This is a genomic window from Winogradskyella sp. 266wxhm, from assembly GCF_058964685.1.
The window spans coordinates 2,049,114-2,063,496 of record NZ_CM179559.1 but is presented as its reverse complement, the minus strand read 5'-3'; the positions used below and the strand labels follow the sequence as shown (position 1 = coordinate 2,063,496).

Below are 14,383 nucleotides of genomic sequence, written 5' to 3'. Positions count from 1 at the left end.
ATATCAAAGGTAATAATAAGATTTCAATACCTGTATTTTGAATGAACTTTATCACTATCTTGCGCCACTTTTTTAAAAATGAAATTATGACTAAAAAGGTTCTGGGACGTGTTGACAAAGTCGACTTTCCTGATTTAAATCTTAATACAATAGACGTTAAAATTGATACTGGAGCTTACACCTCAGCCATACACTGTTCAAAAATCAGAGAAGAAGGCCAAAAGCTTTACTGTATCTTTGAAAGTAAAGGGCATCCAAATTTTAAAAGTGACGAAGTTGTTTTTGATGAGTATTCCTATACTGATGTTAAAAGTAGTAACGGTCACAGAGAAAATCGATACAAAATCAAAACATCTGTGATATTCTTTGGTAAAAAATATAAGATTAACTTAACTTTAAGCACTAGGGAAGACATGAAGTTTCCTGTACTAATCGGCCGTCAGTTTTTGAGACATAAATTCTTAGTTGACGTTGATTTAGAAAATCAATCATTTAATCAATAAACCAATGAACATAGTCATTTTATCGCGTAATCCTCACTTGTATTCTACAGCTCGTTTGATTGAAGAAGCTGAAAACAGAGGTCATGAGGTTGAAATTATCGACCCTTTGAAGTGCGATATCATCATAGAACAAGAAAAACCTACCATCTATTATAAAGACCGGTATTTAGATTATGTGGATGCCATAATTCCTAGAATTGGAGCGTCCGTAACATTCTTTGGTTGTGCTGTTGTTAGACAGTTTGAAATGATGAATGTTTTTACAACCGCATCGTCTGATGCTATATTACGTTCAAGAGATAAATTAAGAAGTTTCCAGCGTTTATCTAAAGCTGGAATTGGGATGCCAAAAACTGTTTTCACTAATTATTCAAGGGATGTTGAGGAAGTATTACAACATGTTGGCGGACCACCAGTAATTATAAAACTGCTCGAAGGCACACAAGGTTTGGGTGTGGTTTTAGCAGAAACCAAAAATGCTGCCGAATCGGTTTTGGAAGCCTTTAACGGTTTACAAGCAAGAGCTTTGGTACAAGAGTTTATTAAAGAAGCCAAAGGTGCTGATTTAAGAGCTTTAATAGTGGACGGACAAGTCGTTGGTGCTATGAAGCGTCAAGGTAAGGAAGGCGAGTTTAGATCCAACCTTCATCGTGGAGGAAGCGCTAACTTAATAAAGCTTAGTGACGAGGAATTAAAGTTAGCTACTAAGGCTGCTCGTGCATTAAAACTACCTGTTTGTGGTGTAGATATGCTACAATCGGCAAGAGGCCCTTTAATTATGGAGGTTAACTCTACACCTGGCCTAGAAGGCATAGAAGGAGCAACAAAAAAGAATATTGCCAAAGCTATTATTACATATATAGAACGCAATAGAAAATAGATGAGCGATAAGGATATATTACATATTCTAGGTAAAAAAGTAGCGCTTGGACAAAGTGCTAAAGTAAGCTTTAATGTTGCTAAACTGCACACGCAAAATACTATTGATGTCCCTGTAATTATCGAACGCTCAAAAAAACCAGGACCAACAGTTTTAATTACAGCAGGTATTCATGGTGATGAAGTTAATGGTGTAGAAATTGTACGCCAAATCATTGCCAAAGGCATTAATAAGCCAAAAAAAGGCACTATAATATGTATTCCCGTGATTAATGTGTTTGGCTTTATACATATGGATAGGGAATTTCCTGATGGTCGTGATCTCAACCGTGTTTTTCCTGGTAGCAAAATAGGATCTCTTGCCAGCAGAGTGGCTCATAAATTAATTACCGAAATCGTGCCTCATGCAGATTTGATTTTGGATTTCCACACAGGTGGTGCTGGTCGTTTTAACGCTCCACAAATTCGTATCGTTAAAAACGATCCTAAACTCGACGAGTTAGCTCAGATCTTTGGAGCTCCATTTATTTACTATTCAAAAAATATTAAAAAATCGTTCCGAAGTGCTTCTTCCAAAATGGGTATTCCTATTTTACTTTTTGAAGGTGGAAAATCTTTTAACATAGATAATAATATTACCAATACCGGAGTTAATGGTATAAAGAGAATCCTTCATCACTTAGGCATTTTAAACAGAAAATTCACCGTCTCTAAGCCAAAGAAAAACTGTATAAAAATTCAGGGAAGCAAATGGATTCGTGCTAGTCATTCTGGAATGTTTAAGGCTGTGGTAAGCATCAATTCTGAAGTGAAGAAAGGAGACGTTTTAGGTCATATTACCGACCCTTATGGCAGCTTTAATCATTTTGTAAAAGCGCCTAATAATGGTTATATTTTTAATGTAAACGAATCACCAATTATCTATCAAGGTGATGCTATTTTTCATATTTCAACCAAATTAAAACCTTGAAAAAACCAGACCTACGCCAAAAATACAAAGCTCTAAGACAAGAGCTTTCAAATGATCAAATTGAAGATTTTAGTTTAGCCATTGCAAACCAATTGCTAAAACTAGATATTTGGAACTATTCCTTTTATCATTTGTTTCTAACTATTGAAGAACAAAAGGAGATAAACACAGAATATATCTTAAATATTTTAGCTGGAAAGGATAAGAACATTGTAATTTCTAAGAGTAATTTTAGAGATTACTCTATGACGCATTATTTGCTTACAGATGGAACAAAAATTATAAAAAGTGACTACAATATCCCAGAACCAGTTGATGGTATAGAAATAAAATCTTCTCAGTTAGAAGTTGTCTTTATTCCACTTTTAACTTTTGATAAAGAAGGGCATCGTATTGGTTATGGCAAAGGCTTTTACGATCGATTTTTAGCAAATTGCAAACCTGAAACTATTAAAATTGGGTTATCATTTTTTGAAGTAGAAGAGGATATTTTTGAAACTTCAGAAAATGATATTAAACTAGATTATTGTGTGACTCCAAATCAGGTATTTCAGTTTTAGTCTCTTCTTCTTTAAAGGCCTTTCTGTTAAAAACAATCAATATCCCAATACCTGTGCTAATGGCAACATCAGCTATGTTAAAAACAGGATCAAAAAAGGAGAATGTTTTTCCACCAACAAAAGGCAACCATTCTGGTAATTGTCCACTCCAAATAGGGAAATGTAACATATCTACAACATCACCATAAAACACACCTGCGTAACCGCCTTCTTCTGGTAGAAATGTAGCTACTTGCATATGGCTATCACTAAATAAGACACCATAAAAAACCGAGTCTAAAATATTTCCCAAAGCACCAGCAAAAATAATAGCGATAGCAAAAATTAAAGTTTTAGATCTTTTCTTTTTTACAACATCTACTAACCAAAACCCAATTCCTGTTACAGCAAAGATTCTAAAAAGAGTAAGGATAAGTTTTGCTGATTTATCGGAAATGAAAGTAAAAAAATCGCTCAGTTTAGTTCCCCAAGCCATACCATCATTCTCTACAAAAGCAATTTTAAACCATGAAAATACAGTGACATCTTCACCGATTACAAAATGTGTTTTAATGTAAATTTTACTGATTTGATCTATCAGTAGAATAAGAAGAATGATTAACGACGCTTTTTTTAGAGACATCTGTGACTTTTGAACAAAAGTAAACGATTATTCTAGCTTTGCAACAGCTATGTTACCATTTATACTTTGTAATTTCCAAATAGAGGTACCATTATTAAATTTATCTATACTTACTTCACCATGATTGGAAGACGCTTCAATAAGGGAGTTATTTGTTTTAACATTAATATTACCATCAATAGTATTTATTACAGCTTCTTTTGTGCTTCCTCTAACATTACAATAGCCTTGGGATAATTCAATAAAAATGGAATTAAAATCACCATTTAAGTTTACTGAACCCACATCACTAAAAATATTTAGGTTTAAATATTCTGGAATTTCAAGCTCTAAAGTCACTGCTACCATCTTATGGGCATTACGTTTGTCATCGGCAATATCAGTGAAAGAAAACTGTTCTAAATCCACAAAAAGACTATCATTTTGAAGTTTAGAAATTATCTGAAATTGATTTTGATATTCACCATCTACTCTAGACTTCATTTTTATCCTATCGACTGATGATGTACATACTGAAATATTAAAAATCTGGTTACCATCGACCATAATAGTTGAAAGGTTATCCGCATCTATTTCTTTTACTAGAACGCTTTGGGAATTAGCCCAAAAAGAAAGCACAAAAAATAGTATAAAACAAAAAGACCTCATAAGGTCTTGAAACTTGCGAGGTCTGTATATATGTTTTTCAATGCTTATCATAAGATTCCTGCTTTCGCAGGAATTTGTTACTTCTGCATATTCTTAGCTTCAATACTAAGGGTTGCGTGTGGTACTAATTTTAATCGTTCTTTATTGATTAATTTACCCGTTACACGACAAACACCATAAGTTTTATTCTCGATACGAATGATAGCATTCTTTAAGTCACGAATAAACTTTTCTTGACGGATTGCTAAAGCAGAATTTGCTTCTTTACTCATTGTTTCACTTCCTTCTTCAAAAGCTTTGAATGTTGGTGACGTATCATCTGTACCATTGTTGTGATCATTCATATAAGCACTTTTTATCAATTCTAAATCGTGCTCAGCTTTATCAATTTTTTCTTGAATTAAAACTCTGAATTCTTCTAAATCCTTATCTGAATATCTATTTTTTGTGTCTGTTGCCATAATTTTAATGTTTTTGAATAAACAATTTGGTATTTACATCATCAAAAGCAATCTCTATACCATTGTCTAGGTTTTCAATAATTTCTAATTCCTCAGTCAATGTCTCAGATTTAATGTAGGTCTCATTTGAAGAAATAGCCGCTTCGATTTGGGCATCTTTTTGAAGTTTTACATCAATTCTGTCTGTAACTTCAAAACCTGAATCTTTACGTAAATTCTGTATGCGGTTTACGAGCTCACGTGCAATACCTTCTTTACGCAATTCATCACTAATTGTAACATCTAAAGCTACGGTTAGGGCACCTTCATTTGCAACTAGCCATCCTTCAATATCTTGAGACATAATCTCAACATCATCAAGTCCCAAATTAATGTTTTTTCCATTAACTTCAACATCTAAACTGCCATTTTGTTCAATTTTTTTGATATCATCAGCAGAAAAAGCATTTATCGCGTTAGCAATCAATTTCATATCCTTTCCAAATCGAGGTCCTAACACCTTAAAATTCGGTTTTATTTGCTTAACTAAAATGTCTGAAGCATCTTCTAAAAGCTCAATATTTTTGATATTAACTTCATGCTTTATTAAATCTTCTACAGCTTTTATTTCTTCCTTTTGTTGTTGATTATCAATAGGAATCATGATTTTTTCAAGTGGTTGACGAACTTTGATTTTCTCTTTAGCTCTCAACGATAAAACTAATGAAGATATTGTCTGTGCATTCTCCATTTTTCGTTCAAGCACTTTATCAATCGCACTCTCATCTACTTTAGGAAATTCAGCTAAATGTACACTTTCAAAACCTTCTTTTTGTGTTACTGCATTAAGATCTAAATATAAACGATCCATAAAGAATGGTGCAATTGGTGCGCCAAGCTTAGCGATGGTTTCCATACACGTATAAAGCGTTTGGTATGCCGAAATTTTATCCGCTTGGTAATCACCTTTCCAGAAACGTCTTCTACTTAAACGCACATACCAGTTACTTAGATAATCTTGTGTAAAGTCCGAAATTGCTCTTGCTGCCTTTGTAGGCTCATAATCGGCATAATATTCGTCTACTTTTTGAATCAAAGTATTTAATTCAGATAAAATCCAGCGGTCTAATTCTGGTCGTTCATTTAGAGGAATATCTGCTTCTTCGTATTTAAAACCATCTAAATTGGTATATAAACTGAAGAATGAATAGGTATTGTAAAGCGTTCCGAAGAACTTACGTTTTACTTCCTCTACACCTTCAATATCAAACTTTAAGTTGTCCCAAGGGTTGGCATTGCTTATCATGTACCAACGCGTTGCATCGGCTCCGTGATTGGCCAAAGTTTCAAATGGATCTACAGCATTACCTAAACGCTTAGACATTTTCTGACCATTCTTATCTAAAACCAATCCGTTAGACACTACATTTTTGTATGCCACAGAATCAAAAACCATTGTTCCGATAGCATGCAATGTATAGAACCAACCACGTGTTTGATCCACACCTTCTGCAATAAAATCTGCTGGATAAGCTTCTTTATTATCTATGAGATTCTTATTCTCAAAAGGGTAATGCCATTGTGCATAAGGCATAGAACCAGAATCGAACCAAACATCTATTAAATCGCTTTCGCGCTTCATCGGTTTTCCTGAAGGCGATACTAAAACGATTTTGTCTACTACATTTTTATGAAGATCTATTTTTTCGTAATTGGCTTCAGACATATTACCGACTTCAAAGTCTGCAAAAATATCTTCAGACATTACTCCCGCTTCAACAGCTTTTGCTATTTCACTTTTTAACTCTTCAACAGAACCTATGCATAACTGTTCTTTACCATCTTCCGTTCTCCAAATTGGTAATGGAATTCCCCAAAAACGTGAACGAGATAAGTTCCAATCGTTAGCATTAGCCAACCAATTACCAAAACGACCTTCACCTGTTGATTTAGGTTTCCAGTTAATTGTGGTATTTAACTCGTGCATTCTACCTTTTACATCAGTGACTTTGATGAACCAAGAATCTAACGGATAGTATAGAATTGGTTTATCTGTTCGCCAACAATTTGGGTAGCTGTGCTTATATTTTTCAACCTTAAAGGCTTTGTTTTCTATCTTCAATTTAATGGCAAGTTCTACATCTACAGATTTCTCTGGTGCTTCGCCTTCATTGTAATATTCGTTCTTTACGTACTTACCTGCAAACTCGCCCATTTCTGGTCTAAAGCGACCTTGTAAGTCTACAAGTGGTACTAAATTACCATTATCATCCTTTACCAACATTGGCGGAATTTCTGGTGTCGCTTGTTTTGCCACCAAGGCATCATCTGCACCAAAGGTTGGCGCTGTGTGTACGATACCTGTACCATCCTCAGTAGTAACGAAATCTCCAGAAATAACTCTAAAAGCATTTTCAGGATTATCGTTTGGCAACGCATAATCTAGCAGTTGTTCGTACTTGATACCAACTAAATCTTTTCCTTTGAATTCTTTAACGACATAGAACGGAATCTTTTTATCGCCTTCCTTGAATTCAATAAGTTCTGGCTTAGTTTCTACTTGCTTGTATTTTCCATCAAACTGTTTACCAACAAGGCTTTTTGCCAATACCACATTCATTGGTTTGAATGTATATTGGTTATACGTTTCAACTAAAACATAATCAATCTTTGGTCCGACCGTTAATGCTGTGTTACTTGGTAAGGTCCAAGGTGTGGTTGTCCAAGCTAAGAAATGAATATCTCCTTCATCTTGAAGGAAATCTGGTAACGTTTCTGCTATGGCTTTAAACTGCGCTACAATCGTTGTGTCTGTAACATCTTGGTAAGTTCCTGGTTGATTTAGCTCGTGCGAACTTAAACCTGTACCTGCTTTTGGCGAATATGGCTGGATGGTATAGCCTTTGTAAAGCAAATTCTTGTCATAGATCTGCTTTAGCAACCACCAAACGCTCTCCATGTATTTGGATTTATAGGTAATGTACGGATCGTCCATATCTACCCAATACCCCATTTTTTTGGTAAGGTCGTTCCAGATATCAGTATAACGCATTACGGCTTTTTTACAAGCCTCGTTATACTCTTCAACCGTAATTTTTGCACCAATATCTTCTTTGGTAATACCTAATTCTTTTTCAACACCAAGCTCTACTGGTAAACCGTGTGTATCCCAACCTGCTTTACGCTTTACTTGGAAACCTTTCATGGTTTTGTAACGAGGAAAGATGTCTTTTATGGCACGTGCCAAGACGTGGTGTACACCAGGTAAACCGTTTGCAGAAGGTGGTCCTTCAAAAAACACAAAAGGTTCTTTGCCTTCACGTGTAGTTACACTTTTTTCAAAGATATTTTCAGCCTCCCAATAGTTGCTTATCTCTTCTGCAACTTTTGGTAAGTTAAGTCCTTTATATTCAGGAAACTTTGTACTCATTATTCATGGTTTCTTTTCGAGGTGCGAAATTACAGAATTTTTGGTGAAATTCTATATCGCAACTGCTGTAAAAACAAAAGGCCGTTCCCATAGTTTTGGAAACGACCTTGTACTTAACTAAACTAACTAGATTATTCTACTATAATCTTCTTACTTACAGAACCGTTACCTTCTGTAACTACTTGCACTATATATACTCCTGTACTTAAGTTTGATAAACTAAACTCATTGTAAGAGCTATTAAACTCGTATGAAATTGAATTGACAGTTTTGCCTAGCATATCAACAACATTAACTCCTTTTATCTTTTCGTAATTAGGATTCAGAATCACAAGTCTTTGTCTTGCATTTGCATAATAAAAGTTGATAGATTCTATGTCTTGATCTATTTGAGACAAGGTGCTTGAATCATCTTGAAAAACAATCTCAAAACGATTTGCAAACTCACCGGTTTCTGTAGCAAACTCAAAAGGTTGCTCACTCCTTAGATCATAATATTCATTTGTTAAGTTATCTTTTATAAAAATGTCTTGACTATCATCTACGTTTTCTATCTCTGTGAGTTTGATTGTGTAGTTGTAATTTCCAGATGATTTTAAAATCAACGGTACAACCTTATCATTTGTTATTTCACCAAAGGCTTGCATAGTCATTGGCTCACCATTTAAGGTTGAAAATAGATCATCCGTGTAACCATTAGTGTTTTTTGCATCGTATCCATAATCAAAATCGTCTGAAGTTGTATTACTGAATCCTAATAACAACTCTCTTTTGGCTGCTGGACCATTTACAGAATTGAACTCTAAACGGATTTTTCTCATGATATTATCTTCTGTTTCCTCAGAATCCAATGATTTTGCATAGCCAGAATTAGCTCCTCTAAAAAATACAGAACCGTTATTATATGATCCATCAGCATCACTTTCTTTAATAAATACTCTTTGGCTATTTTGGAAGATAATGTTACCATCTGAAATAATTTCTACCATAAAGCCTTGCCCTACTGGTATATATTTTGAAGGTGTTTTTGTACCATCTTGGCTACCATTATTTGCTCCTTCGATACCAACAAATTGATATGCTCTTACCGAACCAAGTTTATTAACTTGAGCGTAACCACCATTGGCATCATTCAGTGCATGAGAACTTCCACTCCACTGTTGCCATAAGTAAACAGTTCCTTCAATTATACCTACATTATCATCAATAAACTCATGTAAATCTAATGCTGAAGGATATGGGTTTCCTAAAAGGTATTGCGTTTGTGATACTGCTGGCACAGAACCACTTCCGCCAACATCACTAACATTGACAAGTATAGTTCCGTTATTAGGTTTTCCTTCAAAAAGATATTGTTGTTCTGATCCAGAAACTCCTGTACCTTTTTGAGAATACCCTATTCCTGCACTAATTGGATCGTTTTCATCTATAGACTGCCAGTCATAGTAGGTAACTCCGTTCATGTAGTTATATAACCAGTATCTACTTATTTTTCCTGCTTGATTGTATGAATTGGTAAATTCAAAACTAGAGCCATCGTTCTTTTTCAACATGTTTAAACTGAACGTTGAATTATTAGAGTTGTTTACAGATGAATTGTTATCCGTAAGACTTGTAGCACCTACAGAACCTACAGGTGAAGCCCAATAGTTATACCAGTAAAAACTTGAAGAACCTTCTTGTCTGCGCTTTAATTTACCCGTTGCCGAGGTAACCAAATCACTTTTACTTCCTTGAACTAACTGTGAGTCTCCTTTTAAGTCTATGGTACCATCTAATTTTATGTACCAAGAATTATTTATTACGTTACCATCTTCAACATTCAAGGTACCGTTGGAATCAATTAATAATCCTGTACTAGAATATGACTCTGATAAAGAAACTTCATTATCTATTTCGACGATATTCCAATATTTATTGTTGTTAATATCATTGATATCCCATACATCACCATGTTCCCAAGTACTCTCTGAAGTCCAATTACCATCTTGGATAGATCTATATGGTAAAGGTGCTGTTTGAAAACGTAGATTTTTTACATTATAAATCGTAGCACCTGCGGTTTCGTCTATTGATGATGTTACTTTATTATCAAGAATATCATTTTTAAATGAATCCATCTTGTAATATCTAATCAAGTTATTTCCAATATTATTCTCAGAAATCTCTTTAGGTATTATTTTTCCTTGGTTGAAATTTTCATTCTCATCTAATTCCTGATATACAATCCTTTGTATTTCCTCTTCAGATAAATTGGTATTGAATACTCTTACCTCATCTATTTCTCCTTTGAAATAAAGTTCAGAGCCTGAATCAAATGGCTTTCTTCCTATTCTAAATTTTGGGTCAGATGAAAAAGGAATACTTCCTGATGCTGTATCTCCCGAGGCTACTTCTTCTCCATTAATATATATTTTCGATGTTTCTTCAGAAGCTGTACCATTATAAACCACAGCTATGTGTGCCCATTTATTATATTCTAAGTTTGTAGAACTTGGAGCTTGTATAAATGTACTATTGCTATCATAAAATCTAACTCTCCCGCCTGAACTAATTCTTACCCATGAATTTTCCTGTCCCATAATTGCTCCAGTTGAGTCAAAATCAGCATCTATTTTAACCCAAGCCATCATTGTTACCTTAGATAACCCTTCGATAACATTTGAAGGTTCTTCTATATAATCATTCCTCCCATCAAAAAGTATACTGTAAGAGCCATTAACTAAATCTCTAGGCGATCCAAAAACAGAATTATCTGTATCAAATTCGTCTACTATACCATCACCATCTGTGTCTGCAGATCCAGTAATCACTCCATCGTTATTAGTATCTAGATGTGCGTAAATTGTGTTACCAATATCACTTCCATTAGCAATATCATTTGTTGAATCATTACTAAATAAATCCAAGTAATCTGGTATACCATCACCATCTGTGTCAACAGGAAGTGTATAACTTAATGTTCCATGGCCATCATAATCATCTAATAAAGGTAAAATTCCATCACCATCTTGATTATTACCTGCTGTACCACTTAATCCGTCTTCATAGTCTTGACCATCACCAACACCATTTCCGGTAATATCTATGTCACCATACCCATCATACTCAACACTATCAAAAATACCGTCGTTGTCACTATCTAAATCTAAATAATCTGGCACACCATCTCCATCTGTATCAATAGGCACAACACTTTCGTAGGCGTCATGTACTCCATTTCCATTGGCATCGACCCAAGGGTTTGTAGAATCACCATATACGGTTCCGTCTAAATTATCATCAATCAAACCTAATTCAACCACATTCGGAATACCATCATTATCGTTGTCTAAATCATAAATATCTGCTACGCCATCATTATCTGTATCTGTACAATTGTATTCCGTCAATATAGAAAAAGGAAGTAATGTTTTAGAAATAGTTGAGCTAGAATATGACACACTTAAAGATTCATAACCACCATTCTCATAAAACAGTATAGTGATTGAATGATAACCCGGAGTTAAATCAATAGTTCCAAACCTTTCTTGTGATGAATGTTCTCCATCATTGTCAACTACTTCTTCTCCATTAATAAACAATTTTGAACCATCATCAGAAGTAGTGTAAAACGTATACGTCTCTGTTGTATTTATTTTAATAAATCCAGTATATCTAATGGCAAAAGTATTATCGTCTCCAGGTGTTATCATCTGCCAAAGTGCGTCGACGTCGAATTCAGATATACTACCTGTTGCTGTGGCACCTGAAGTTGGAATATTGTCTACACTTGGCATAACATTCATATCGTAAAACTCATATGATAGACTTTGGGTAACTTGATTACACCCAGCACCTTCATCTACATTTAATATGCCATCATTATCAATATCTAAATCTGTAGAATCTCCAACGCCATCACCATCCGTATCGGAATCTAAATATAGGGTAGCGCTGTTTTCAATTTGAATACATGAATTATCAACATGTGTTACTACTAAAGTATAAGCACTACCATCCAATCCAGTAACATCCGAAATATTTAAACTAGCAGATGTAACACCAGTATAAACACCACCATTTACTAGGTTTGTGCCATTTAATTGCCATTGGTAACTCAAACCTGCACTTACATCTGTATAGTTACTTGAATAATCTGGTTCACCATCTGTGGTAAATGTCGTTGTACTTTTTGCTATTGCACTTGTTATAGTAAAACTTGTACCTGCACCAATTGCAACTAATTGATCCCCTAAACCTGTAGCATTTACAGTAACTTCTACTGCTGTAGTGACGTTGGCATTTGTACCTGTATAAGATGTTGAAGCACCAGCAACTAGACCATTAGCATCAACTCCTGTACCATCTACCTGTCCGTCTGAATTACTATCTAAATGACCAGCTTCTATTACATCATTACAGCCGTCACCATCACTATCTATATTTAAAAAGTCAAATATACCATCCCCAGAAGTATCAATAGGTGAAGTAGCTTCTGCTGTATCGTCTACTCCGTTATTATTATTATCATTATATGAAGCATCGTTATTATCAATCATTCCATCATTGTTAGTATCTAAACTTCCATTACCAGCTTCATCGATATCGTAAATACCATCGTTGTCCGAATCTAAATCTAAGTAGTTTGGAATTCCATCATTATCTATATCCATACAGTTGATTTCCGACAACATAGTAAAAGGAATTAATGTTTTAGAAATAGTTGAAGTTGAGTATGAAGCTGTTAAGCCTTCATCTCCTGTTCTTTCATAAAATAATATTTCTATTGGGTATACACCTGGAGATAACGCAATATTTCCTGATATCTCTTGCATAGAATGATTTCCATCATTATCAACAACCAGATTACCATTTATAAATAACTTTGAACCATCATCAGAACTGGTATAAAAAGTATATGTTTCTTCTGTATTAATAGTAATAAAACCACTATATCTGATTGCAAAATTTTCATGATCACCAGGTGTAATTGTAGACCAAAGTGCATCTACATCTATCTCAGATACACTTCCTGTTGATGTAGCTCCCGTTGTTGGAATATTATCTACACTTGGCGAAACATTAATATCATAAAACTCATAAGACAGACTTTGCGTAATCTCATTACATGCAGCTCCTTCATCTACATCTAGGATTCCATCATTATCACTATCCAAGTCTGTGCTATCAGGAATTCCCTCACCAATATTGATAAGATAATCCTCTACTTCACCAGTATTGTAGTTATAATCACAGGCCGAAAAATCGGTTTCAGTTGTATCTCTAACTCCAATACGTATTTTCGATAAGGCTTCGTCAGCTGTACCTGGTATTGGAATACTAACAGGAACAGTTACTGTTTTTATTCCACTGACATTATTGTTATCTTGAAATGTAAATAAAAATTGTTCCCCTGTATCATCAAAATCATCATCAGAATTCTCATTAAAATTCAACCAAATAGCTACTGTATTTTGATTGGTATTCCAGCCGTTTAACCTTACAGTTATATTTCCTGTTAAAGTTTCTCCTACAGGAACATTACCAGCAGTAACACCAGAATAATACGTAAATCCACCTGTAGTTCCTGAGCTGCTGTTATCTATTCCAGCTATTGAAACATTTGAAATGTAAAGGGTGTTATAGTTATTGATGTTTATTGGGTCACAAAATACAGGTACTGGATCAGTAGGTGAGCCAACTCCTGAACCACCAACAAAATTCACATCATAATCTTCTACTTCGCCAGCCTGCCAATCATAATCACATGAGGTAAATGATGTACTAGTACCAGTCCTCATACCAATACGCATTCTTGATAACCCGTTTTGAACAGTTGAGGGTATCGGAATACTTATAGGAACGGTTACATTTTTCTTACCACCACTGTTATTATTATCTTGGAAAGTAAATAAAAAACGTTCGCCACTATCCTCAAAATCATCATCATCGTCTTTGTTAAAATTTAACCAAACCACAACTGTGTTAGCATTTGTATTCCAACCATCTATTCTAACCCTTACACTTCCCGTAAGAGTTTGACCAGCAGTTATATCTGTAGGCGCAACACCAGACTGATAGGTATAAGACCCTGTGGGTCCTCCACTACCTTGATTAATACTTCCTAAAGAAACTTTAGATATATAATTGGTATTAAAGCTATTAATATTAGCTGGTGTACAATATTGAGCATTTAAGTCTAAAAAAGACAAAGCACAAAATAAAAGCAAGAAACGAACTAAAAGCGTTTTTGAAGTTTTCATAGGTTAAGATAATAGCGTCAAGGACAAAACTTTGAGGGGCAGAACCGTCCTTTAAATCAACAAAAATTAAAACTGTTTTTTAATAA

Annotated in this window: 9 protein-coding genes; 4 read left to right on the top strand and 5 right to left on the bottom strand. The window is 34.6% G+C overall.

Annotated features, from left to right (window positions below):
* Window positions 1-86: 86 nt before the first annotated feature.
* Genes AC2H4K_RS09060 through AC2H4K_RS09045 form a run of 4 tightly spaced genes read left to right on the top strand, consistent with a single transcriptional unit; the run spans window position 87 to window position 2,912 of the window.
* Entirely contained in the window at window positions 87-503 is a 417-nt protein-coding gene (locus AC2H4K_RS09060; protein WP_281139218.1) for an ATP-dependent zinc protease family protein, read from the top strand.
* A gap of 4 nt (window positions 504-507) precedes the next feature.
* Window positions 508-1,383, top strand: coding sequence for a 30S ribosomal protein S6--L-glutamate ligase (gene rimK / locus AC2H4K_RS09055; protein ID WP_493742345.1), 876 nt, complete (start codon window positions 508-510; stop codon window positions 1,381-1,383).
* Window positions 1,384-2,352 carry a succinylglutamate desuccinylase/aspartoacylase family protein gene (locus AC2H4K_RS09050; protein WP_493742344.1) on the top strand — a complete coding sequence of 323 codons (969 nt, stop codon included), beginning with the start codon at window positions 1,384-1,386 and terminating at the stop codon, window positions 2,350-2,352. It abuts the gene before it with no gap.
* Window positions 2,349-2,912, top strand: a complete 564-nt coding sequence (locus tag AC2H4K_RS09045) for a 5-formyltetrahydrofolate cyclo-ligase (protein WP_493742343.1) — start codon at window positions 2,349-2,351, stop codon at window positions 2,910-2,912. Before AC2H4K_RS09050 ends, AC2H4K_RS09045 begins: the two co-directional genes overlap by 4 nt.
* Here AC2H4K_RS09045 and AC2H4K_RS09040 read toward each other — a convergent pair.
* The 5 genes from AC2H4K_RS09040 to AC2H4K_RS09020 all read right to left on the bottom strand — a co-directional run bounded on the left by AC2H4K_RS09040 (window position 2,866) and on the right by AC2H4K_RS09020 (window position 14,297).
* A complete protein-coding gene (locus tag AC2H4K_RS09040; protein ID WP_493742342.1) occupies window positions 2,866-3,534 on the bottom strand; it encodes a lipoprotein signal peptidase in 669 nt (222 codons plus the stop codon). The two genes, AC2H4K_RS09045 and AC2H4K_RS09040, sit on opposite strands and share 47 nt — an antisense overlap.
* A gap of 27 nt (window positions 3,535-3,561) precedes the next feature.
* A complete protein-coding gene (locus AC2H4K_RS09035) occupies window positions 3,562-4,182 on the bottom strand; it encodes a DUF4097 family beta strand repeat-containing protein (protein ID WP_493742341.1) in 621 nt (206 codons plus the stop codon).
* A 77-nt stretch (window positions 4,183-4,259) separates the two neighbouring features.
* Window positions 4,260-4,643 carry a TraR/DksA family transcriptional regulator gene (locus AC2H4K_RS09030; protein ID WP_493742340.1) on the bottom strand — a complete coding sequence of 128 codons (384 nt, stop codon included), beginning with the start codon at window positions 4,641-4,643 and terminating at the stop codon, window positions 4,260-4,262.
* A 4-nt stretch (window positions 4,644-4,647) separates the two neighbouring features.
* Window positions 4,648-8,052: an isoleucine--tRNA ligase gene (gene ileS, locus AC2H4K_RS09025; RefSeq protein WP_493742339.1), complete on the bottom strand. Its 3,405-nt coding sequence runs from the start codon at window positions 8,050-8,052 to the stop codon at window positions 4,648-4,650.
* Window positions 8,053-8,183: 131 nt separating this feature from the next.
* On the bottom strand, window positions 8,184-14,297 hold the full coding sequence (locus AC2H4K_RS09020) for a DUF8693 domain-containing protein (protein ID WP_281139230.1): 6,114 nt from the start codon (window positions 14,295-14,297) through the stop codon (window positions 8,184-8,186).
* Window positions 14,298-14,383 lie beyond the last annotated feature (86 nt).